Source organism: Streptomyces sp. NPDC090025 (genome assembly GCF_044748125.1).
GTDB lineage: Bacteria > Actinomycetota > Actinomycetes > Streptomycetales > Streptomycetaceae > Streptomyces.
Genome location: NZ_JBIVFL010000001.1, coordinates 651,493 through 673,534, shown reverse-complemented (window position 1 = coordinate 673,534; position 22,042 = coordinate 651,493). Strand labels below are relative to the sequence as shown.

General features: G+C 73.9%; 16 protein-coding genes. 6 read left to right on the top strand and 10 right to left on the bottom strand.

Features of this window, described 5'->3' with window-relative positions; all coding sequences use genetic code 11:
- Positions 1-10: 10 nt before the first annotated feature.
- The 5 genes from sucD to ACIPXM_RS03200 all read right to left on the bottom strand — a co-directional run bounded on the left by sucD (position 11) and on the right by ACIPXM_RS03200 (position 7,300).
- Positions 11-895 carry a succinate--CoA ligase subunit alpha gene (gene sucD / locus ACIPXM_RS03220; RefSeq protein ID WP_315891685.1) on the bottom strand — a complete coding sequence of 295 codons (885 nt, stop codon included), beginning with the start codon at positions 893-895 and terminating at the stop codon, positions 11-13.
- A gap of 19 nt (positions 896-914) precedes the next feature.
- Complete coding sequence (gene sucC / locus ACIPXM_RS03215; RefSeq protein ID WP_401651373.1) at positions 915-2,093, bottom strand: ADP-forming succinate--CoA ligase subunit beta; 1,179 nt, start codon at positions 2,091-2,093, stop codon at positions 915-917.
- 505 nt (positions 2,094-2,598) lie between these two features.
- Positions 2,599-3,789, bottom strand: coding sequence for a VWA domain-containing protein (locus tag ACIPXM_RS03210; RefSeq protein ID WP_401651370.1), 1,191 nt, complete (start codon positions 3,787-3,789; stop codon positions 2,599-2,601).
- On the bottom strand, positions 3,786-6,152 hold the full coding sequence (locus tag ACIPXM_RS03205; protein WP_401651367.1) for a DUF5682 family protein: 2,367 nt from the start codon (positions 6,150-6,152) through the stop codon (positions 3,786-3,788). The genes ACIPXM_RS03210 and ACIPXM_RS03205 overlap by 4 nt, the downstream gene beginning before the upstream one ends.
- Positions 6,149-7,300, bottom strand: coding sequence for an AAA family ATPase (locus tag ACIPXM_RS03200; protein ID WP_401651365.1), 1,152 nt, complete (start codon positions 7,298-7,300; stop codon positions 6,149-6,151). Before ACIPXM_RS03200 ends, ACIPXM_RS03205 begins: the two co-directional genes overlap by 4 nt.
- A gap of 138 nt (positions 7,301-7,438) precedes the next feature.
- On the opposite strand from ACIPXM_RS03200, the gene ACIPXM_RS03195 reads away from it, so the two are divergent.
- A complete protein-coding gene (locus tag ACIPXM_RS03195) occupies positions 7,439-8,803 on the top strand; it encodes an SWIM zinc finger family protein (RefSeq protein ID WP_401651363.1) in 1,365 nt (454 codons plus the stop codon).
- A 184-nt stretch (positions 8,804-8,987) separates the two neighbouring features.
- Positions 8,988-10,580 carry a DUF5691 domain-containing protein gene (locus ACIPXM_RS03190; RefSeq protein WP_401651360.1) on the top strand — a complete coding sequence of 531 codons (1,593 nt, stop codon included), beginning with the start codon at positions 8,988-8,990 and terminating at the stop codon, positions 10,578-10,580.
- Between the two features lie 119 nt (positions 10,581-10,699).
- Here the strand turns inward: ACIPXM_RS03190 and ACIPXM_RS03185 are convergent, their stop codons facing one another.
- Positions 10,700-11,107, bottom strand: a complete 408-nt coding sequence (locus tag ACIPXM_RS03185; protein WP_401651358.1) for a cobalamin B12-binding domain-containing protein — start codon at positions 11,105-11,107, stop codon at positions 10,700-10,702.
- Between the two features lie 226 nt (positions 11,108-11,333).
- Here ACIPXM_RS03185 and ACIPXM_RS03180 point away from each other — a divergent pair, with 226 nt between their 5' ends.
- Together ACIPXM_RS03180 and ACIPXM_RS03175 are read left to right on the top strand one after the other, a co-directional pair.
- Positions 11,334-12,143, top strand: coding sequence for an esterase/lipase family protein (locus ACIPXM_RS03180; protein WP_401651355.1), 810 nt, complete (start codon positions 11,334-11,336; stop codon positions 12,141-12,143).
- A gap of 208 nt (positions 12,144-12,351) precedes the next feature.
- Positions 12,352-14,022 carry a peptidoglycan DD-metalloendopeptidase family protein gene (locus ACIPXM_RS03175; RefSeq protein WP_401651352.1) on the top strand — a complete coding sequence of 557 codons (1,671 nt, stop codon included), beginning with the start codon at positions 12,352-12,354 and terminating at the stop codon, positions 14,020-14,022.
- 75 nt (positions 14,023-14,097) lie between these two features.
- On the opposite strand, the gene pcrA is transcribed toward ACIPXM_RS03175, so the two are convergent.
- A complete protein-coding gene (pcrA, locus tag ACIPXM_RS03170) occupies positions 14,098-16,581 on the bottom strand; it encodes a DNA helicase PcrA (RefSeq protein ID WP_401651350.1) in 2,484 nt (827 codons plus the stop codon).
- Between the two features lie 320 nt (positions 16,582-16,901).
- Here pcrA and ACIPXM_RS03165 point away from each other — a divergent pair, with 320 nt between their 5' ends.
- Positions 16,902-18,059, top strand: coding sequence for an NlpC/P60 family protein (locus tag ACIPXM_RS03165; RefSeq protein ID WP_401651347.1), 1,158 nt, complete (start codon positions 16,902-16,904; stop codon positions 18,057-18,059).
- Between the two features lie 46 nt (positions 18,060-18,105).
- On the opposite strand, the gene ACIPXM_RS03160 is transcribed toward ACIPXM_RS03165, so the two are convergent.
- Positions 18,106-18,459, bottom strand: coding sequence for a hypothetical protein (locus tag ACIPXM_RS03160; RefSeq protein WP_401651344.1), 354 nt, complete (start codon positions 18,457-18,459; stop codon positions 18,106-18,108).
- A 346-nt stretch (positions 18,460-18,805) separates the two neighbouring features.
- Between ACIPXM_RS03160 and ACIPXM_RS03155 the strand changes: the two genes are divergently transcribed.
- A complete protein-coding gene (locus ACIPXM_RS03155; RefSeq protein ID WP_401651342.1) occupies positions 18,806-19,915 on the top strand; it encodes an NlpC/P60 family protein in 1,110 nt (369 codons plus the stop codon).
- 36 nt (positions 19,916-19,951) lie between these two features.
- Here ACIPXM_RS03155 and ACIPXM_RS03150 read toward each other — a convergent pair whose 3' ends face one another.
- Together ACIPXM_RS03150 and ACIPXM_RS03145 are read right to left on the bottom strand one after the other, a co-directional pair.
- Positions 19,952-20,701, bottom strand: a complete 750-nt coding sequence (locus ACIPXM_RS03150; protein ID WP_401651339.1) for a LuxR C-terminal-related transcriptional regulator — start codon at positions 20,699-20,701, stop codon at positions 19,952-19,954.
- Positions 20,698-21,966, bottom strand: a complete 1,269-nt coding sequence (locus ACIPXM_RS03145) for a PspC domain-containing protein (protein WP_401651336.1) — start codon at positions 21,964-21,966, stop codon at positions 20,698-20,700. Before ACIPXM_RS03145 ends, ACIPXM_RS03150 begins: the two co-directional genes overlap by 4 nt.
- Between the last annotated feature and the right edge of the window lie 76 nt (positions 21,967-22,042).

Sequence of the window (22,042 nt, the reverse complement as noted above, 5' to 3'; positions counted from 1 at the left end):
CTTCGCGGATTCAGCCCGCGAGGATGGCGCGCGCCAGCTTGGCGGTCTCGGTCGGCGTCTTGCCGACCTTGACACCGGCGGCCTCAAGGGCCTCCTTCTTCGCCTGGGCGGTGCCGGAGGAGCCGGAGACGATGGCGCCGGCGTGGCCCATGGTCTTGCCCTCGGGCGCGGTGAAGCCCGCGACGTAGCCGACGACCGGCTTGGTGACGTTCTTCGCGATGAAGTCCGCCGCACGCTCCTCGGCGTCGCCGCCGATCTCGCCGATCATGACGATCAGGTCGGTGTCGGGGTCGGCCTCGAACGCCGCGAGGGCGTCGATGTGGGTGGTGCCGATGACCGGGTCGCCACCGATGCCGACGGCGGACGAGAAGCCGATGTCACGGAGCTCGTACATCATCTGGTACGTCAGCGTGCCGGACTTCGAGACCAGGCCGATGCGGCCCGGCTTCGTGATGTCGCCCGGGATGATGCCGGCGTTGGACTGGCCCGGGGTGATGAGACCGGGGCAGTTCGGGCCGATGATGCGGGTCTTGTTGCCCTTCGACTGCGCGTACGCCCAGAAGGCGGCGGAGTCGTGGACGGCGATGCCCTCGGTGATGACGACGGCGAGCGGGATCTCGGCGTCGATCGCCTCGACCACGGCGGCCTTGGCGAAGGCCGGCGGGACGAAGAGGACGGAGACGTCGGCGCCCGTCTTCTCCATCGCCTCGGCGACGGTGCCGAAGACCGGGACCTCGGTGCCGTCGAAGTCGACGGTCGTGCCGGCCTTGCGCGGGTTCACGCCACCGACGATGTTGGTGCCGTCACCCAGCATGAGCTTGGTGTGCTTCATGCCCGTGGCACCGGTCATGCCCTGGACGATGACCTTGCTGTCCTTGGTCAGGAAGATAGCCATGGTGTTCTGACCTCGTCCCTTACTTCGCAGCCGCGAGCTCGGCGGCCTTGTCGGCCGCGCCGTCCATGGTGTCCACGCGCTGCACGAGCGGGTGGTTCGCGTCCGACAGGATCTTGCGACCCAGCTCCGCGTTGTTGCCGTCGAGGCGCACGACCAGCGGCTTGGTGACCTCTTCGCCCTTCGAGGCGAGGAGCGCCAGGGCCTGGACGATGCCGTTGGCGACCTCGTCGCAGGCGGTGATGCCACCGAAGACGTTGACGAACACGGACTTGACGTCCGGGTCGCCCAGGATGATCTCCAGGCCGTTCGCCATGACCTCGGCGGAGGCGCCACCACCGATGTCGAGGAAGTTGGCCGGCTTCACGCCGCCGTGGTTCTCACCGGCGTACGCGACGACGTCCAGGGTCGACATGACCAGGCCGGCGCCGTTGCCGATGATGCCGACCTCGCCGTCCAGCTTGACGTAGTTGAGGCCCTTGGCCTTGGCAGCAGCCTCGAGCGGGTTGGCTGCGTCCTTGTCCTCGAGGGCCTCGTGCTCCGGCTGGCGGAAGTCGGCGTTGGCGTCCAGGGACACCTTGCCGTCCAGGGCCAGGATGCGGCCGTCCTTGGTCTTGACCAGCGGGTTGACCTCGACGAGGAGCGCGTCCTCGGCGACGAAGGTCTGCCACAGGGTCACCATGGCCTCGGCGACGCCCTCGGCCACGTCGGCCGGGAACTTCGCCAGGGCCACGATCTCGCGGGCCTTCTCGATGTCGACGCCGTCGACGGCGTTGACCGGGACCTTCGCGAGGGCCTCGGGGGTCTTCTCCGCGACCTCCTCGATGTCCATGCCGCCCTGCACCGACGCCATGGCGAGGAAGGTGCGGTTGGTGCGGTCGAGGAGGTACGAGACGTAGTACTCGGCCTCGATCTCGGGGGACAGCTCGGCGATCATCACCTTGTGGACCGTGTGGCCCTTGATGTCCATGCCGAGGATGTCCGTGGCGCGGGCGACGGCCTCATCGGCGTTCGCCGCCAGCTTGACGCCGCCGGCCTTGCCTCGGCCGCCGACCTTCACCTGCGCCTTGACGACCGACTTGCCGCCAAGACGCTCGGTGGCCTCGCGCGCCGCCTCAGGCGTGTCGATGACTTCACCGGCCAGCACCGGTACACCGTGCTTGGCGAAGAGGTCCCTCGCCTGGTACTCGAACAGGTCCACGCGCGTCCGTCCCTTTTCTGATGATCGCGGTTCGTTGTCTGCGTGGGCGTGCCGCGGAGGGCAACGTGACTGCGCTGTCACAAGGGAGGCGTACACGGTGTCCGTGGACGCGGCATGTCCGTCTCGCAGGTTATCCCCGTGGGACCTAGGTCCCTAAATCGCAGATCACAACCGAGCGGTGATACGGGTCACAGACCGTAGGCGGCGCGGGGCGGTCCGGAGCGGTCGCGGCGGGCGCCCGGGCCCGGCCGGACCCGGTTTACGGCAGGCGGGGCCCGGGGAGCGGGGTGCTCACGGCGCGCCGGGCGGCGGGGTGAGGGGTGACCAGCCGGTGGTGTGACATCAGCCTCAGTCTCCCCTCCGGCACCCGTCCGGGTGGGTACCGGCGGCCGCCCGGCGACGGATTCCGCACCCGGGATCCCGCACGAGGGATCCCGCACGAGGGATCCCGCACGAGGGTCCGCACCCGGGCCCTTGGACCTTCCTCGCTCGCCGCCCCTCCCCCTCAGCCCTCGGGTATCGGGAGCGGGCGCTTCTCCAGAGCGGCGGCCATCACCTCGGGGAACAGGTCGGGGGTGCAGGCGAAGGCGGGGGCGCCGAGCGCGGCGAGGGCGGCGGCGTGGTCCCGGTCGTAGGCGGGCGCGCCCTCGTCGGAGAGCGCGAGCAGCGAGACGAACTGCACGCCGGACGCCTTCATCGCGGCGACCCGCTTCAGCATCTCGTCGCGGATGCCGCCCTCGTACAGGTCGCTGATGAGGACGACGACGGTGTCGGCGGGGCGGGTGATCCGCGACTGGCAGTAGGCGAGCGCCCGGTTGATGTCGGTGCCGCCGCCGAGCTGGGTGCCGAAGAGGACGTCGACGGGGTCGTCGAGCTGGTCGGTGAGGTCGACGACGGCGGTGTCGAAGACGACCAGCCGGGTGGCGAGGGACCGCATGGAGGCGAGGACGGCGCCGAACACGGAGGCGTAGACGACGGAGGCGGCCATCGAGCCGGACTGGTCGATGCAGAGCACCACCTCCTTCTTGACCGACTGGGCGGCCCGGCCGTAGCCGATCAGCCGCTCGGGGACGATCGTGCGGTGCTCGGGCAGGTAGTGGGCGAGGTTGGCGCGGATGGTGCGGTCCCAGTCGATGTCCCGGTGGCGCGGGCGGCTGATCCGGGCCGAGCGGTCGAGGGCGCCGGTGAGGGTGGTCCTGGTGCGGGCGGCGAGCCGCTTCTCCAGTTGCTCGACGACCGTGCGGACGACGGCCCGCGCGGTCTCCTTGGTGGTCTCCGGCATCGCCTTGTTGAGCGAGAGCAGGGTGCCGACCAGGTGGACGTCGGGCTCGACGGCGGTCAGCATCTCGGGCTCCAGGAGGAGGGTGGCGAGGCCGAGCCGGTCGATGGCGTCGCGCTGCATGACCTGGACCACGGAGCTGGGGAAGTACGTGCGGATGTCGCCGAGCCAGCGGGCGACGGAGGGCGCCGAGCCGCCGAGCCCGGCCGAGCGGTCCCGTCCGGTGCGGCGGTCGGCGCTGCCCGGGCCGCCGTAGAGCGCGGCGAGCGCGGCGTCCATGGCGGCGTCGGTGCCGGACAGGGCGCGGCCGGTGCCGTCGGCCTCGCCGCCGCCGAGGACCAGCCGCCAGCGGCGCAGCCGCTCGTCGTCGGGCCCGGGCCCGGCCGGGGGAACGGATTCGGGGGCGGGGGTGCTCATGCGGGGACCTCCGGGCCGAGGATGAGGTGGAGCAGCGGCAGGACCTCGTCGGCCCGCTGTTCGTCGAGGACGGTGGCGAAGCCGGGGACGGTGGCGGTGGCGACGGCCGGGCCGCCGGTCGCGGGGCCGCGCGCGACCAGCTCGCCGAGGGTCCTGCGGACGCCGGGCTCGTATCCGGCGAAGGTGCGGCGCAGCAGCGGCAGCACATCGGTGAAGGCGTCGGCGGGCACCCCGCCGAGCCAGGCGTCGACCAGGCCGAGCAGCCGCTCGTCGTGGACGAGCAGCAGTCCGCCGCCGGAGGCGCCGCCGACGAAGCCCTCGATCCATCCGGCGGCGTCGGCGGGCGGGGTCCCGGGCGACAGGGCGAGGCCCATCAGCCGGGCGGCCTCGTCCTCGGTGAGCCGCCCTTCGTCGAGCAGCAGCCGGGCGGCCCGGCCGCGCAGCACGCCGGGCACCCGCTCCCGGCCGGCGAGGCGGCGCAGCACCCCGGCCCAGCGCCCGGCGAGCGTGCCGTCGCCCGCCGAGGCGTTGCCGGGGCCGTCGGGGCCGACGGGGTTGCCGGTGGCGCCGGGTTCGTCCGTGGCGCCGGGGCGGGTGGTGAGCAAACCGATCGCGGTGTGGACGCCGTCGAGCCGTTCGCGCATCTCGGCGGCGGCGTCGGTGTCGAGGCCGGTGCAGGCGGGCGGCAGGCCGACGCAGACCCGCTCGGCGAGGCCGGTGGCGACCTCGGCGAGCGCGGTGGTGTCGGTGGCGCGGACGTCGCCGTAGCGCAGCGAGCGGGCGAGGGCGGGCAGTGCCTGGGCGAGGTGGGCGACGTCGGCGTCGAGCGCGGCCCGGTCGGCGAGCGCGGTGAGCACGGCGGGCAGGGCGGCGGTGAGCCCGGCGAGCAGGCACCGCTCGGCGAGCTCGGTGACGGCGGCGAGCTCACCGGCGGCGACGGCCCGTGCCTCGGCCCGCGCGGTGGCGGCGGACTCGACGGTGGTGCCCCAGACGCCCGCCTCGGCGACCTGGACGTGCAGCTCGGGCTCCCAGCGCAGCCGCCAGCTCTCCCGGAAGGTGCCGGTGGAGCCGCGGCCCGCGACCGGGGCGCCCCAGTCGACGCCGAGCAGCCGCAGCCGGTGCAGCAGTCTGCTGCGGGCGGCGTCGGTGTCCTTGCGCAGATCGAGGTCGAGCTCGCGCTCCGCCGCCTCGGGCTTGAGCCGCAGGGTGCGCTGGAGCCGTTCCAGATCGCGCTGGAGCGGTACGGCGGGGGCGGCGGCCGGGACCGTGCCGAGCACGTCGCCGACCACCAGCCGGTCGCGGACCAGGTCGAGCGGCACGTCGGAGCCGTCGCAGAACACCGCCCGGACGGCGTCGGTGGTCTCGCCGAGCCCGGGGAACGGCCGGCCGCGCAGCACCGCGAGGGTGTCGGCGAGCCGGACCGCCTCGATGACATGGGCGGAGGACACCGGCAGGTCCTCCGCTCTGAGCAGTCCCGCGACCTTCGTCATCCACCGCTCCACCGGCCGGTCCTGGGCGGTGAACAGGTGCCCGTACCAGCCGGGGGCGTCGATGCCCGCCCCGTAGCCCGAGCGGCGGGCGAGCCTGCGGTGGGTCCAGGGCACCCAGGTCAGCTCGGTCCGCACCTTCGGCAGCCCCTTGAGCAGGGCGCGGTCGGCGGTGACGGGGGTGGCGCGGAGCAGTGCGGGCACGTGCCAGGCGCCGCAGACGACGGCGATGTCGTCGCCGAACTCCTTGCGGGCGGTGCGGAGCTGGATCCGCATGTACGCCTCGCGGACCAGGTCGCGCGGATGGCCGCCGTGCCCGTACGCCTCGCGGAGCGCGCCCATCGCCTCGGCGAGCGCGGTGAAGGGGGCGAACGGGTCGGCGCTGCCGCGCAGTTCGACGACGTCCTCCCACCAGCGCTCGGCGTCGTCGTAGCCGGCGGTGCGGGCGAGTTCGGCGATCGGGTCGACGCGCAGGCCCTGGCCGGTGACCTCCTCGTCGCCGTCGCCCCAGGTGGGGTCGGAGGCGGCGAGGGTGTGGGCGGCGGGCAGGTCGATGAAGCGGACCTCGGCGCCGTGGGCGAGGGCCCAGCGGAGGGCGGCCCATTCGGGCGAGAACTCGGCCATCGGCCAGAACGCGGCCCGGCCCGGGTCGTCGACGGCGTGCGCGAGCAGGGCGACCGGCGGGCGCATGCCGGGGTCGGCGGCGAGCGCCACCAGGGCGTCGCCCTCGGGCGGTCCCTCGACGAGCACCGCCCTGGGCCGGGCGGTGTCGAGTGCGGCGAGCACGGCGCGGGCCGAGCCGGGTCCGTGGTGGCGCACACCGAGGACAAGGGGCCCGCGGTCGGCGGCGGGGGCGGTGGCGGTGGTCCGCGTCATGCGCTCACCTCGCGGCAGGCGCGGTAGAAGTCCTTCCATCCGTCTCTCTCCCGGACCACCGTCTCCAGGTACTCCTGCCAGATCACCTGGTCGGCGGCGGGGTCCCGGATCACCGCGCCGAGCAGTCCGGCGGCGACGTCGGCGGAGCGCAGCACGCCGTCGCCGAAGTGGGCGGCGAGGGCGAGGCCGCCGGTGACGACGGAGATCGCCTCGGCCGTCGACAGCGTCCCGGACGGCGACTTGAGCTTGGTGCGGCCGTCGGCGGTGATTCCGTCGCGCAGCTCGCGGAAGACGGTGACGACCCGGCGGATCTCCTCGACGCCCTCGGGCACGGCCGGCAGTTCGAGCGCGCGCCCGATCTGGTCGACCCGGCGGGCCACGATGTCGACCTCGGCCTCCGGGGTGGCGGGCAGCGGCAGGACGACGGTGTTGAACCGGCGGCGCAGGGCGCTGGACAGCTCGTTGACCCCCCGGTCGCGGTCGTTGGCGGTGGCGATCAGGTTGAAGCCGCCGACGGCCTGGACCTCCTCGCCGAGCTCGGGGATGGGCAGGGTCTTCTCGGACAGGACGGTGATGAGGGTGTCCTGCACGTCGGCGGGGATGCGGGTGAGCTCCTCGACCCGGGCGGTCATGCCCTGGGCCATGGCCCGCATGACCGGGCTGGGCACGAGTGCGGCGCGGCTGGGGCCGTTGGCGAGGAGCTGCGCGTAGTTCCAGCCGTAGCGGATGGCTTCCTCGGGGGTGCCCGCGGTGCCCTGCACGAGCAGGGTGGAGTCCCCGCTGACGGCGGCTGCCAGGTGTTCGGACACCCAGGTCTTGGCGGTGCCGGGGACGCCGAGCAGGAGCAGCGCGCGGTCGGTGGCGAGCGTGGTGACGGCGACCTCGACGATCCGGCGCGGCCCGACGTACTTGGGAGTGATCACCGTGCCGTCGGGGAGCGTGCCGCCGAGCAGATAGGTGGCGACGGCCCAGGGCGAGAGCCGCCAGCGGGCCGGGCGCGGCCGGTCGTCGGCGGCGGCGAGCGCGGCGAGTTCGCCCGCGAAGGCGTCCTCGGCGTGCGGCCGCAGCACCGGCTCCGCGGCGGGCGTCGTGACGGCCGTCGTAACGGGCTTCGCGACGGACTTCGTGGTGGTTTCGGGCAGGGCCATGGGTCCCCCTCCAGATCGTTCGACCTGCTGTGGGATCCACGGTGCACCATCCCACTGACAATCCGTCGGGCCCGGTGGAAACCGCAGGTCGCAGGGGTGGTGGTGGCGTTGTCAGTGGCGGCCCGTACGGTCGTTCGTATGACTGAGCAGGGGGTGCGCTGGACGTCGGATCAGGTGCTGGCACTGGCTCCTGACGACGCGTCGCGCAGAGCGGGAAGCAAGCTGGGTTCGGTGGGGCCGTGGTCCGGCACGGGCACGGACGGCGACGCCGTCTGGGGGCTGTGCAAGGGCAGCGGCCGCACGCCGTACCGCACGGCCGTGGACCTCACGGGCCCGGCGTACATGTGCAGTTGTCCGAGCCGGAAGTTCCCGTGCAAGCACGCGCTGGGACTGCTGCTGCTGTGGTCCGGCGGCGACGCCGGGGGCGCCGGGACGCCACCGGACTGGGCGGCCGGGTGGCTGGACGGCCGCCGGGCCCGGGCCGCCGCGCCGCCACCGGGCCCAGCCGGGAGCGGCCCGGCGGACCCGGCGGCGGCGCGCCGCAGGGCCGAGCGCCGGGCGGCCCGGATCACCCTGGGCGCCCAGGAGTTGGAGCAGCGGCTCGCGGATCTGCTGCGCGGCGGGCTCGCCGGCGCCGAGCGTGCGGGGTACGGGCAGTGGGAGGAGACCGCGGCCCGGATGGTCGACGCCCAGGCGCCGGGCCTGGCGGGCCGGGTCCGTGAGCTGGGCGCGATCCCGGGCTCCGGTCCCGGCTGGCCGGTGCGGCTCCTGGAGGAGTGCGCGCTGACCCATCTCCTGGACCGGGCCTGGCTGTCGGCGGACCGGCTGCCAGGGCCGCTGGCGGCAACCGTCCGCAGCCGGGTCGGTCTTTCGGCCGCGCCGGACGGGCCCACCGTGCGGGACGCCTGGCAGGTGCTCGCGCAGTACGAGACGTCGGACAGCCGACTCACCACCCGCCGCGTCTGGCTGCGCGGCGCGGCCACCGGGCGGACGGCGCTCCTGCTGTCCTTCGGCGCGGCGGGCCGGGCGCCCCAACTCGCCTTCCCGGTGGGCCTCGTCCTCGACGCGGAGCTGCGTCCGCACGCGGCGAGCGGTGGCCTTCGGGCCGAGCTCGTCGAGCAGTTCGGCCCGCCGGAGCCCGCGGGCCCGCCGCCCGCCGGCACCCCGGTCGGCCCGGCCCTCGCCACGTACGGGCGGGCGCTGCGCGAGGACCCCTGGCTCGACTCCTGGCCGGTGACGCTCGCCGAGGTGGTCCCGGCCCGCTCGGCCGACGGCTGGCAGCTCGCGGACGGCTCGCCCCGCACCGGGCCGTCCGACGGCGCCCCGGTCCGGGACGCGATACCGCTGACCCGCGCGGCCCAGCAACAACCGGGCCTGTGGCGGCTGGTCGCCCTGTCGGGCGGCGGGCCGCTGACCGTGTTCGGGGAGATCGGCCACCAGGGCTTCCTGCCGCTGGCGGCGTGGGGCCCGGAGGCGCCGGGAGAGACGGTGGCCCTGATGTGACGGCGGCGGCGCGGTGCCGGTGACCCGGTGTGCCGGTGGTCCCGCGACGCGGGGGCGGTGCCCCACCCCCGTACCCCGCCCGCGCCCCGTACCTCCGTCCTCCGTCCCCACAACCGCCCCGCCCCTCTCCCCTCTTATCCCTCTCTCCCTCTCCCTCTCCCCACCCCTCTCTCTGGAGGAGCCTATGGACGCCTGGGAACAGCTCGTCACCTCCGCGCTGCTCGGCACCGACCGCAAGCCGCCGCCCTCCGGTGGCGGCGAGGACGCCCCGGCCGCGCTGCTCGGCGCCGCCGCCACGCACACCCTGCGGCGGCGGGCGGGGCTGCGGCCGGGTACGGCCGGGGCGGTCGTGGAGGTCGCTCCGGTGGACGAGCGCGGGGCGCTGCCCGAGGGCGCGCGGCGGCGGCTCGGCCATCTGCTCGCGGGCCGGGCGGCGCCCGCACCGGCCGGGGGGCGGCGCGGCGCCGCGCCGGATCTCACCGAGCTGCTGCCGCAGTGGCTGGCCGCCGCCAACGAGCACGGCTATCGCGCACCGGCCGCCGCCCTGCCCGCGCTGCTCGACGCGGCCCGGGCCAGGACCGATCTGCGGTCGCAGGCACTGACGTTCGCCGGGCCGCGCGGCCTGTGGCTGGCCCGGCTCAACCCGGACTGGAAGTTCGCGCTGCGCGGTGCGGGCGGCGCGGGCGGGGCGCTGCCGGATCCGGCGGACGCGGTGGCGGTGCGGGCGCTGTGGGAGGAGGGCCTGTTCGCGGAGCGCGTCGCGCTGCTCGCGGCGGTACGGGCGCGGGACCCGGACCGGGGCCGGGAGCTGCTGGCGGCGTCCTGGGCCTCGGAGCGGGCCGAGGACCGGCTGATGTTCCTCGACTCGCTGCGGGCCGGACTCGCCCCCGCCGACGAGGAGTTCCTGGAGGCTGCGCTCGCCGACCGCAGCCGTAATGTCCGGGCCACCGCCGCCGAACTCCTCTCCGCGCTGCCCGCCTCGGCGCTCGCCTGCCGGATGGCGGAGCGGGCCGCGTCCTGCGTGTCCCTGGACCGTACGGCGGGCGCGGAGACACTGGTGGTGGAGGCGCCGCACGAGTGCGACGCGGGGATGCGCCGCGACGGGGTGTCGCCGACCCCGCCGACCGGTCGTGGGGAGCGCTCCTGGTGGCTGGGCCAGCTGGTCGAGGCGGCGCCGCTGGCCTTCTGGCCCGCCAGGTTCGGCGGGCGCGGACCGGCGGAGATCGTGGCCCTGCCGGTCACCGACGACTGGCGGCCCGAGCTGCACGCGGCCTGGTGCCGGGCGGCCGTCCGGCAGCGGGACGCGGACTGGTCGCGCGCGCTGCTGGGCGCGCCCTCGGCCCCGCAGGCCACCGGCCCCGGCACCGCCTCGCTCGCGGAGCGGGCCCAGCTCCTGTCGACGCTCCCGGCGGCGGAGCGGGCGGCCTGGGTGGCCTCGTTCATAGCGGCGCACGGCCTGTCGGAGGCGTTCCAACTGCTCGGCGTCTGCGCGGTGCCCTGGGCGGAGCCGCTGGGCGGTGCGGTGGTGGACGCCCTGGACATCGCGCGGGACGCGGGCAGTTATCCGTGGAGCTTCAGCGGGGTGATGGGGCTCGCCGAGCGCTGTCTGGCTCCGGCCGCCGCGCCCCAGCTCGCGGCCCTGACCACCCTCCCTGCGGAGCCGGAGGACGCCTCGCCCGGCGCCGCGGGCTACTGGTCGGAGGCGTTCCAGCGGCTGGTGTCGACCCTGGAGCTGCGGGCCGCGATGCACGCGGAACTGGCCGGGGCGGGCGGCTGAGCCGTACGGGCCGGGCGGCGGGCCGGTCCGTACGGGCCGGGCGGCGGGCGGAGGACCGACGCCGCCCCCGCCCCCGCGCCCGTGCCCGCGCCCGCGCCCCGGGGCGATCAGGTCACGGCTCAGGCCGCGACGCGCACGTTCGCGTTGACCCACTCCACGATCGACGCGGTCGTCGCGCCCGGCGTGAAGATCTCCGCGACGCCCTTCTCCTTCAGCGGCGCGATGTCCGCCTCCGGGATGATCCCGCCGCCGAACACCTTGATGTCCTCCGCGTCGCGGTCCTTCAGCAGCTCGATCACCTTCACGAACAGGGTGTTGTGGGCGCCGGAGAGGATCGAGAGGCCGATCGCGTCGGCGTCCTCCTGGATCGCGGTGTCCACGATCTGTTCGGGGGTCTGGTGCAGGCCCGTGTAGATGACCTCCATACCGGCGTCTCGCAGCGCCCGTGCGATCACCTTGGCCCCACGATCGTGGCCGTCGAGACCCGGCTTGGCCACCACCACGCGGATCGGACCGGTCACACCCATCACTGCCTCCACATGCGACCCCCGCGCTGCTGCCGGGGAGGTGAACGAACGTTATCGTCAGCATCCCGCACGTGCCCGTTTCGCGGTGGACAGCGAGGGGGAAATCACACGTGGGGCGTTTTCGCCCCGCTGAGGAGCCGCCACGGGGTCGCCGTACACCCGCGCCGCCAGCCGCACGGCACGGAGGTGCGGCGAGCCGCCGTACCGGGCCGGACGGAGGTCGGCGATGGAGCTCTTCCCCACCGCACACGCCGACCGGATGAAGGCGACCGCCCTCGAGCTGGCCGTCCTCGCCGGACATCTGGTCCTCTACCCCTCGGGCCTGATCGGCGAACGTCGTCCCGGCACCCCGCCCGCCGGTCCCCCGGGGGCTCCCGCCGGGCCCGCCCGGCCCGTCGTGCTGCTGCACGGCTTCGTCGACAACCGTTCGGTGTTCGTCCTGCTGCGCCGCGCCCTCGCCCGGCACGGCCGTGCGCACCTCGCGTCGCTCAACTACTCCCCGCTCACCACCGACCTGCGGGTCGCCGCCGAGCTGCTCGGCCGCCGGGTGGAGGAGCTGCTCGCCCGCACCGGCGGGACCGAGGTGGATCTGGTGGGCCACAGCCTGGGCGGCCTCATCGGCCGCCACTACGTCCAGCGGCTCGGCGGCGACGCCCGGGTGCGCACCCTCGTCATGCTGGGCACCCCGCACTCCGGCACCGCCTTCGCGCCCTTCGCGCTCGCCGACGCGCATCCGCTGGTGCGGCAGATGCGGCCGGGCTCGGCGGTGCTGCGCGATCTCGCGGGGCCGACACCGGGCTGCCGCACCCGCTTCGTGAGTTTCTGGAGCGACCTGGACCAGGTGATGGTCCCGGTGGAGACGGCCCGGCTCGACCACCCCGACCTGCTCACGCACAACGTGCGGGTCAGCGGCATCGGGCATCTCGCGCTGCCGGTGCATCCGGCGGTCGCGTCGGGCATCCTCCAGGCCCTGGACGAGGACGGCGGGGTGACCGGCCTCCGGGGCGGCACGGCCGGGGCGGCCTCGGTGGCCTGACGGACCGCCAGCAGGTTGCCGTTCTTCGAACGTTCTTCGAACACAGGGCCAAGGCTCTCTCCGTAACCCGCCGAAAGACGGCCGATTGCCCCTTTCCCGACGGCTCGAAACCCCGCGAAGATTGTCCGGCGCGCGTACTGCCGGGTACAGTCACGCCACTGCTTGACCCCCTGCCAGACCCCCTGCTGCCGAGGCGAGAGAGAAGTTGGTGAACGACCAGCACCCCCACGCCGGGTACGTCACGGACGCCACCCAGACCACAGGCAGCTTCGCCGTCGACCCCCTGTTCGGCGGGTACACCGCCGGTTACGAGACCGGGGCGTACGACATGGCCTACGGCGCCGGTCACGACGCGGGTCAGAGCGGCTACGACGCGTACGCGGGCCACCAGACGGACGGCACGCTCTACGCGCAGCAGCAGACGCAGGGCAGCCAGCAGGGCTACGCGGCCTACGCCGAGCAGAGCGGCCAGTGGGACACCGGCTCCTACGCCTCCTACACCGCCACCGGCCAGTGGGACGCGACCGCCTGGAACGAGGCGCAGCAGACCGGCCAGTACGAGGCGGCCGCGTTCGCCCAGTACGACGCCACCGCGCAGTGGACGACCCCCGGCCACGAGACCGGCGCCTACGACGCCACCGCCTGGAACCAGACCGCCCCGGCCCAGACCACGACGGCGCCCGACCCGGTCGTCCCGCACCAGTACACCCCGTCGCAGGACTACGCCGAGCAGACCGGATACGCCGGACACTCCGAGCACTCCGGCTACCAGGACCAGGCGTACACCGACGCCACCACGTCGTACGACACCGGCTACGACAGCACCGGCTACGTCGAGACAGCCGCGTACGGCGACTCGACGTACGACGACACGGCCACGTACGACGAGACCGTCCCGTACAACGAGACATCGACCTACGACGAGACCGCGACCTACGAGGTCTACCCGGGTCACCCGGAGCACCAGGGGTCCGCGGCCGACGAGGAGCCGGAGCACGGCGCCGCCGCGCCCGACGCGTTCCACGACGCCGAGACCATGGTGGCCCTGGAGATCGACCCCGCCGACCTGGCTCCCGGACAGACCTCCGAGCAGGCCGCCCGCCCGGTGCGCCGCGCCGCAGGCGGGAACCGCGGCCGGCGCCGTACCCCCGCGAAGCGCTCCGCGCTGCTCACCGTCGCCGTCCCCTCGGCCTGTGTGATGGGCGTGGCCGGGATCGCGGCCGCCTCCGTCGGCGGGCTCACCGACAGCGCGTCCGACCAGAAGGACGACACGACCTCGCTCGCGGCCGCCGACCCGGCCTCGGTCAAGCCGGTCGCCGCGAACAGCAAGCTGGACACCCAGCTCGCCGCGCTCAGCGCCGACGCCCGCGACTTCGGCGAGCGCGCGAGCCGCACCCAGGAGCGCATCGACCTGAAGCTCCGCCAGGACGCGGAGAGGAAGAAGCGCGAGGAGGAGGCGGCCCGCAAGGAGGCGCTGCGTCCGAAGTACCTGCTCCCGGTGAAGCTGCACCAGCTCAGCGCCCGGTTCGGGCAGGCCGGGGTCAACTGGATGTCGCTGCACACCGGCATCGACTTCCCGGTGCAGTACGGCACGCCCGTGATGTCCGCGACCGACGGCACCGTACGCACCCAGTGGAACAGCGCCTACGGCAACATGGCGATCGTGACCGATCCGAACGGCACGGAGACCTGGTACTGCCACCTCAGCAGCACCAAGATCCGCTCCGGCAAGGTCAAGGCCGGCGAGGTCATCGCGTACTCCGGCAACTCCGGCAACTCCACAGGGCCGCACCTCCACTTCGAGGTCCGGCCGGGCGGCGGCGCGGCGATCGACCCGCTGCCGTGGCTGCGCTCGCACGGTCTCGACCCGACGAGCTGACCACCTGTACACGCACGAGGGCCCCCGCCGATCACCGGCGGGGGCCCTTCGTCGTACCTGTCGTACGTACGGCCGCTACAGCTTCTCGACCGGCGCGTACCGCAGCAGCAGTCGCTTCGGCTTCTCGTCGCCGAAGTCGATGGTCGCCTGCGCGTCGCCGCCGACGCCGGTGACGGCCATGACCGTGCCGAGGCCGAACTGGTCGTGGGTGACCCGGTCGCCGACGTTGAGCGTGATCACCGGCTTGTCGCTGGTGCGGCGGGTGGCGAAGCCCGAGGGGCCGGAGCGGGAGCGCGAGGAGGACAGCGAGGAGGTGATCCCCGAGGTCGGACCGGCGGGCTTGGCCATCGGTCCGGTGCGCTTCCAGTCCAGGTACGCGGCCGGGATCTCCTCCAGGAAGCGCGAGGCCGGGTTGTACGAGGGCTGGCCCCAGGCGCTGCGCATCGCGGAGCGGGTCAGGTACAGCCGCTCGCGGGCGCGGGTGATGCCCACGTACGCCAGGCGGCGCTCCTCCTCCAGCTCCTTGGTCTGGCCGAGGGCCCGCATGTGCGGGAAGACGCCGTCCTCCATGCCGGTGAGGAAGACCACCGGGAACTCCAGGCCCTTGGCGGTGTGCAGGGTCATCAGGGTGATGACGCCCGCGCCCTCCTCGTCCTCGTCGGGGATCTGGTCGGAGTCGGCGACGAGCGCGACCTGCTCAAGGAACTCGGCGAGGGTGCCGCCCTCCTCGCCGCGCTCCTGCTCGAACTCCAGGGCCACGGCGGCGAGTTCCTGAAGGTTCTCGATCCGGGTCTCGTCCTGCGGGTCGGTGGACGCCTGCAGCTCGGCGAGGTACCCGGTCCGTTCGAGCACGGCCTCCAGGACCACGGCGGGTCCGGCGCCGGAGTCGACGATCGTGCGCAGCTCCTCCATGAGGGCGTTGAAGCGCTTCACGGCGTTGGCGGAGCGGGCCGCCATGCCGTACGCCTCGTCGACCCGGCGCAGCGCCTGCGGGAAGGTGATCCTCTCGCGGAGCGAGAGGGCGTCGATCATCGCCTCGGCGCGGTCGCCGATGCCGCGCTTGGGCACGTTGAGGATGCGGCGCAGCGGCACGGTGTCCTCGGGGTTGGCGAGGACGCGCAGGTAGGCGAGGACGTCGCGGACCTCCTTGCGCTCGTAGAAGCGCACGCCGCCGACGACCTTGTAGGGCAGGCCGACGCGGATGAAGATCTCTTCGAAGACACGGGACTGGGCGTTGGTCCGGTAGAAGACGGCGATGTCACCGGCCTTCGCGTCGCGCGCGTCGGTGAGCCGGTCGATCTCGTCGGCGACGAACTGTGCCTCGTCGTGCTCGGTGTCGGCGACGTAGCCGGTGATCTGCGCTCCGGCGCCCGCGTTGGTCCAGAGGTTCTTGGGGCGGCGGGACTCGTTGCGCTCGATGACCGCGTTGGCGGCGGACAGGATCGTCTGGGTGGAGCGGTAGTTCTGCTCCAGGAGGATCGTGGTCGCGTCCGGGTAGTCCTCCTCGAACTGGAGGATGTTGCGGATGGTCGCGCCGCGGAAGGCGTAGATCGACTGGTCGGCGTCGCCGACGACGCACAGCTCGGCCGGGCCGAGGTCCTCGTAGCCGGTGCCGACGAGCTCGCGGACGAGGGTGTACTGGGCGTGGTTGGTGTCCTGGTACTCGTCGACGAGGACGTGCCGGAAGCGGCGGCGGTAGTGCTCGGCGACGTCGGGGAACGCCTGGAGCAGGTGGACCGTCGTCATGATGATGTCGTCGAAGTCCAGGGCGTTGGCCTCGCGCAGCCGCGCCTGGTACATCCGGTACGCCTCGGCGAGCGTCTTCTCGAAGCCTCCCCCAGAGCCTTCGGCCTGGGAGGTACCCCCAGCCGCCTGGTCGGCGAAGGTCTCCTCGTCGATGAGCTCGTTCTTCAGGTTGGAGATCTTGGCGCTGAAGGACTTCGGCGGGAACTTCTTCGGGTCGAGGTCCAGGTCGCGGCAGACCAGCGCCATCAGGCGCTTGGAGTCGGCGGCGTCGTAGATCGAGAACGAGGAGGTGAAGCCGAGCCGCTTCGACTCGCGGCGCAGGATGCGGACGCACGCGCTGTGGAAGGTCATGACCCACATGGCGTTGGCGCGCGGGCCGACCAGCTGCTCGACGCGCTCCTTCATCTCACCCGCGGCCTTGTTGGTGAAGGTGATGGCGAGTATCTGGCCGGGGTGGACGTGGCGGCTGCCGAGGAGGTGGGCGATCCGGTGGGTGAGCACCCGGGTCTTGCCCGATCCGGCACCGGCGACGATGAGCAGCGGGGTGTCGGTGTGGACGACGGCGGCGGCCTGCTGCTCGTTGAGCCCGTCGAGGAGGGCGGCCGGGTCGACGACCGGGCGGTGGGCGCCGTCCCGGTAGTAGCCGTCGCGGTCGGCCGGAGGCGCGTCGAACTGCCCGCCGAACAGGTCGTGCGGGACGTCCTCGCCGGGTGGGGCGCCGTGCTCCTCGTCATCGGCCGAGTGCGGGGGCTCCTCCGGGGCGTGGTTCTGGAGGCTCGCCAGGAAGCTGTCGTCAAAGAGGCTGTTGCTCATCGCTTCACGAGTCTAGGACGCCGGACCGACAGCGCGCTGCCGTCCCCGGAAGTGACTCCCACGTGAGCGGAGGCGACTCGGGGCTCGGGAACGCATCGGGACCGGAAGCTCACGGAGGGCGACCATCCGCTTCAGGTCACGAAAATGTATCGGACATAAGGTCCACCAGCCTTCCCACCCGTCCCACGGCTCGCTAGCGTGCACGCCCAGGCAGCCCGTCCCCGCGACGGCGCACCGCGCCGTGACGGGCCGCCCACGCCGGACCCGGCTCCTCCCCCACGTCTTCCGGAGCTGTCGCGCGTCGGCGTCCACGGAAGGAGATGCCGGTCTTGGCGTCCCATCGCAAGCCGCGCAGCGCCCGCCCCCACGCCCCCGCCGTCGGTGTCACGACGGCCGCCCTCGCGTCCGTCACGCTGCTGTCCGGGCAGACCGCGCAGGCGGTGCCCGCGCAGCCCGCGAAGCCGACGGTCGAGGAGGTGCAGCGGAAGGTCGACCGGCTGTACCGCGAGGCCGGCACCGCCACCCAGGAGTACGACCGGGCCAAGGAGGCCGCCGACGGGCAGCGCCGCGAGGTGGACCGGATGCTGGACGACGTGGCCCGCCGTACCGAGGAGATCAACGCCTCGCGCCGGGCGCTCGGCTCGTACGCCGCCGCGCAGTACCGGACCGGCGCGGTCGGCCCGACCGCCACGCTGATCTTCGCGGACAGCCCGCAGGACTACTTCGACCAGACCCATCTGATGGACCGGCTCTCGCAGCGGCAGCAGAAGGCGGTACGGGAGTACGAGTCCCGGCGCGCGGCGGCGGCGAAGCAGCGGGCGGAGGCGGCCCGGAAGCTGACCGCGCTGACCGCGTCGCAGCACCGGCTGCGAGACAGCAGGCAGACCGTGCAGCGCAAGCTCGCGGAGGCCCGGACGCTGCTCGCGGAGCTGACGGCCGAGGAGAAGGCGCGGCTCGCACAGCTGGAGCGCGAGCGGCAGGCCGAGGCGCGGCGCAAGGCGGAGGAGCGGGCGAGGGCCGAGGCCGCGGCGAAGGCGGCGGCCGAGAAGGCGGCCCGCGAGCGCCGCGCCCAGCAGCCGCCGACCACCACGACGCCGCCGCCGTCCACCGGGGGCGGCTCGTCGTACGCGGCGAAGGCGGCGGACGCGCTCGCCTTCGCCCGGTCGCAGATCGGCAAGCCGTACGTGTGGGGCGCCACCGGACCCAGCTCGTACGACTGCTCCGGCCTGACCCAGGCCGCCTGGCGCGCGGCGGGCGTGGACCTGCCCCGTACCACCTGGGACCAGGTGAAGACCGGCAAGCGGGTCGCGACGGCGGATCTGCTCCCGGGCGACCTGGTCTTCTTCTACGACGACATCAGCCATGTCGGCATGTACATCGGCGGCGGCAGGATGATCCACGCCCCGAAGCCGGGCGCGTACGTCCGCGAGGAGTCCATCTCCTACATGCCGATCTACGGCAGCGTCCGCCCGGCCTGACCGGCCTGACTGTCCTGACCGGCCTGACCGGCCGGCCGGGCGCGGGTCAGACCCAGAGCGTGGCGATGAAGATGTTCACCATGGTCAGGCCGCCGACCGCGGCGAACAGGGGCTTCTCGACCTTCTCGTCGTCGCGCTTGACGTAGACGAGGCCGAGGATGACGACCAGGACGGCGAGCTTGATGCCGATCTTGACGTTGTTCACGGACCAGTCGTTGGCCTGGCTGAGGCCGACCAGGGCGAGGCCGGTGACCAGCATGGTCAGGGCGCCGTGCAGCATCGCCGGGGTGAAGCGGGCCGTACCCGCGCCCATCGCCTTCATCTGGGTGAGGAAGCCGCCGAGCAGGGCGGCGATCCCGATGATGTGCAGGGCGACGAAGACATGAAGGAGTACGTCCATGCCCCGGAGCCTAACCGGGGCCATAGCACCGGCCGGGGGCCGGGGCCCGGTTGTCCGGCGCATCGGTCAGGCGGTGCCGTGAGCGCCGTTCACGGGTCCACAGGGGCGAAAGAGAGCGGTCGGATTCGTTCATCGTGCGCCAATAGCGGTCAACGCCGGGTCGACGCGCCGGGCCAGGTTTAGCGTCCTCCACCAGGTGACCGGCTCCCCATCACCGCCATTGCTCCGGCGGTTGTCGGTTGCCCCCGCCGAAAGAAAACCGGCGGCGGCCCGTCTCCCCTGTGCGGGCCGTCGCCGGTCCCCGGCGGGCAGCGTCCCCCACAGGGAGAGGATGTGACCCGCCCTCGTGGCAGCGCACCGCAAGCCCAGGCAGTCCCCCCTCGGTGGCCAGGCGGCCCGCACCGCCGCCACCCTGGCCCTCGCCTCGGCGGCCACCGCCACCGTCTTCGAGGGCTCCGGGCACGCCGCGCCCCGCCCCACCCCCGCGCAGGTCAGGACCCAGGTCGACCGGCTGTACGAAGAGGCCGAGGTCGCGACCGAGAAGTACAACGGCGCCAAGGAACGCGCCGACCAGGCGCGGGCCGCCTTCGACGGACTGCGCGACGAGGCCGCCCGCAGGACCGAGCGGCTCAACCGCTCCCGCGAGGCCCTCGGTGCCGTCGCCGCCGCGCAGTACCGCTCCGGCGGGCTCGACCCGGCGATCCAGCTGGCCCTCACCTCCGACCCGGACCAGTACCTGGAGCGGGCCGCGCTCGCCGAGAAGGCGGGCGACCGGCAGGCCGCGGCCATCGCGGGGGTACGGCGTGAGCTCGCCGTCGTCGGACAGCTGCGGGCCCGGTCGGCGGACCGGCTGGACGAGCTGCGGACCCAGGAGGCCGAACTGCGGCGGCAGAAGGCCGCCGTGCGGAGCAAGCTCGACGCCGCCAGGACCCTGCTCGCCCGGCTCACCGCCGAGGAACGGGCCCGCTACGAGGCGGCCGTGGCCGCCGGCGGCCATGACACGGCCACCGCCGCGGGCGGCTCGGGCGCCTCCGGCCCGGCGAGCGGGGCCCCGGCCGACCGGGCCGACCGGGCGGGCGCCGACCGGGGCCCGATCAGCGCGCCGACCGGACGGGCCGCCGAGGCGATCTCCTTCGCCCGCGCACAGCTCGGCAAGCCGTACGTGTGGGGCGCGACCGGGCCGTCCGCCTACGACTGCTCAGGACTCACCCAGGCCGCCTGGCGGGCGGCCGGGGTGACGCTGCCGCGCACCACCTACACCCAGATCAACGCGGGCCGCCGGGTGTCCCGCGCCGAACTCGCCCCCGGCGACCTGGTCTTCTTCTACTCCGGCATCAGCCACGTCGGGCTCTACATCGGCGGCGGCCAGATGATCCACGCGCCGCGCCCCGGCGCCCCGGTCCGGGTCGCCCCGATCGACGAGATGCCGTTCGCGGGCGCGACCCGGGTGGGCTGACGGCCCCGGGGCCGTGGGTTCCGGGCTCCCGGCGGGTCAGACCAGGCGGCGGGCCGTCGCCCAGCGGGTCAGCTCGTGCCGGTTGGACAGCTGGAGCTTGCGCAGCACCGCCGAGACGTGCGACTCGACCGTCTTCACCGAGATGAAGAGCTGCTTGGCGATCTCCTTGTACGCGTACCCCCGGGCGATCAGCCGCAGCACCTCGCGCTCCCGCTGGGTCAGCCGGTCCAGGTCCTCGTCGACCGGCGGCGCGTCCGTCGACGCGAAGGCGTCCAGGACGAACCCGGCGAGCCGCGGCGAGAACACCGCGTCGCCCTCCTGGATCCGGAAGATCGAGGCGACCAGGTCGGTGCCGGTGATCGTCTTGGTGACATAGCCGCGGGCACCGCCCCGGATCACCCCGATGACGTCCTCGGCGGCGTCCGACACCGAAAGGGCCAGGAAGCGGACCGGGTCCTCGGCCGCCGCCATCAGGCTCGCGCAGCGGCGCAGCACCTCGGCCCCGCCGCCGCCCGGCAGATGGACGTCGAGGAGGACCACCTCGGGGCGGGTCGCGGTGATCACGGTGACCGCCTGGTCCACGTCGGCGGCCTCACCGACCACCTCGACGCCGGTCACGTCGGTACGGCCGATCTCGGCCTGCACCCCGGTGCGGAACATCCGGTGGTCGTCGACGAGCACGACCCGCACCCGGCGCCCCGGGCCACCCGCCGCCCCGCCCCCGGTGCCGCCCCCGGTCCCGGCCACAGCACCGGTCTCCGCCCCGGTCTCGGTCTCGTCGCTCATCCGTCCGCCCTCTCCATCTCCAGCTCCACTTCGGTACCCCCGCCGGGCACGGATCTCAGCCGCGCCGATCCGCCGTTGCGCTGCATCCGGCCGATGATCGATTCTCGTACGCCCATCCGGTCGTCCGGCACCGCGTCCAGGTCGAAGCCGGGGCCGCGGTCGCGCACCGAGACGAAGACCGTCCGGCCCTCCACCTCCGCGTAGACCTGCACCGCCCCGCCCTGGCCACCGTACTTGGCGGCGTTGACCATCGCCTCGCGCGCGGCCTGCATCTGCGCGCCCAGTCGCTCGTCGAGCGGGCAGTCGCCGACGACCACCACCTCCAGCGGCACGCCGTGCTTGTCCTCGACCTCGGCGGCGGCCCGCTTGACCGCCTCCGCGACGGTGCCCGGCTCCTCCTCCTCGTCCTTGCCGGTGCCCTCCGGCTTGTACAGCCAGTTGCGCAGCTCGCGCTCCTGGGCGCGGGCCAGCCTGCGGACCTCGCCGGGGTCCTCCGCGTTGCGCTGGATCAGGGTGAGGGTGTGCAGCACGGAGTCGTGGACATGGGCGGCGACCTCGGCCCGCTCCTGGGCGCGGATGCGGAGCGTCCGCTCCTCGCTGAGGTCCTGCGACATGCGCACCAGCCAGGGTCCGGCGAGCAGCGCGATGCCGGTGAGCACGGCGACGGCGGCGGTCAGCGCGGTGCCGAGCTCGGTGACCGAGCCGCGGACCACCATGAACACGGCGAGGCCGGTGCCGACCAGGCCGACGCCGACGAGGCCGCGGACGAGTTGGAAGACCCGGCGGCGGCGGCCGGGGTCGGTCCAGCTGGCCCGGCGGGCGTTGTCGGCCTGGCGCCAGACCAGGACGACGCCGACGCCGATGAGCAGCGAGGGCCAGATGTAGCGGCCGGCCTGCCGGTCGACGTTCAGATTCCCCACGAAGGCGGAGACACCGGCGGCCAGGGCGATGAGCGCGAAGATCTGTCCCTTGTCGGGCTTGCGCAGGCGTCTGCGGCCGTCCGCGGTGGTCTCGAAGACGGGGCGCGGGGTGGCCCGGCCGCCGACGCCGAGCGGGACGACGATCCAGAACACCGCGTAGAGCAGGGCGCCGAGGCCGTCCGCCAGCATCAGGCCGACGAAGAAGGCCCGCACCCAGATCACCGGCAGGCCGAGGTGCCCGGCCAGGCCGCGCGCGACCCCACCGAGCCACCGCCCGTCGGCGCTGCGGTAGAGCTTGCGCACGGGGGGTTCGTCGAGGTCGGTGACACGAGCGGCTGCGGACATGTACCGATCGTCACACGTTCGGCCGCCGCCGGGCATCAGGGTCCGCCCGGATATCGACCCTGGGACGGTCTCGGGG

Bases quoted from the DNA above. Each gene is read 5' to 3' on its own strand.
- sucD (WP_315891685.1), bottom strand. From the start codon at position 895: ATGGCTATCTTCCTGACCAAGGACAGCAAGGTCATCGTCCAGGGCATG.
- ACIPXM_RS03210 (WP_401651370.1), bottom strand. From the start codon at position 3,789: ATGAGCACCCCCGCCCCCGAATCCGTTCCCCCGGCCGGGCCCGGGCCC.
- ACIPXM_RS03205 (WP_401651367.1), bottom strand. From the start codon at position 6,152: ATGACGCGGACCACCGCCACCGCCCCCGCCGCCGACCGCGGGCCCCTT.
- ACIPXM_RS03200 (WP_401651365.1), bottom strand. From the start codon at position 7,300: ATGGCCCTGCCCGAAACCACCACGAAGTCCGTCGCGAAGCCCGTTACG.
- ACIPXM_RS03195 (WP_401651363.1), top strand. From the start codon at position 7,439: ATGACTGAGCAGGGGGTGCGCTGGACGTCGGATCAGGTGCTGGCACTG.
- ACIPXM_RS03190 (WP_401651360.1), top strand. From the start codon at position 8,988: ATGGACGCCTGGGAACAGCTCGTCACCTCCGCGCTGCTCGGCACCGAC.
- ACIPXM_RS03185 (WP_401651358.1), bottom strand. From the start codon at position 11,107: ATGGGTGTGACCGGTCCGATCCGCGTGGTGGTGGCCAAGCCGGGTCTC.
- ACIPXM_RS03180 (WP_401651355.1), top strand. From the start codon at position 11,334: ATGGAGCTCTTCCCCACCGCACACGCCGACCGGATGAAGGCGACCGCC.
- pcrA (WP_401651350.1), bottom strand. From the start codon at position 16,581: ATGAGCAACAGCCTCTTTGACGACAGCTTCCTGGCGAGCCTCCAGAAC.
- ACIPXM_RS03165 (WP_401651347.1), top strand. From the start codon at position 16,902: ATGCCGGTCTTGGCGTCCCATCGCAAGCCGCGCAGCGCCCGCCCCCAC.
- ACIPXM_RS03160 (WP_401651344.1), bottom strand. From the start codon at position 18,459: ATGGACGTACTCCTTCATGTCTTCGTCGCCCTGCACATCATCGGGATC.
- ACIPXM_RS03150 (WP_401651339.1), bottom strand. From the start codon at position 20,701: ATGAGCGACGAGACCGAGACCGGGGCGGAGACCGGTGCTGTGGCCGGG.
- ACIPXM_RS03145 (WP_401651336.1), bottom strand. From the start codon at position 21,966: ATGTCCGCAGCCGCTCGTGTCACCGACCTCGACGAACCCCCCGTGCGC.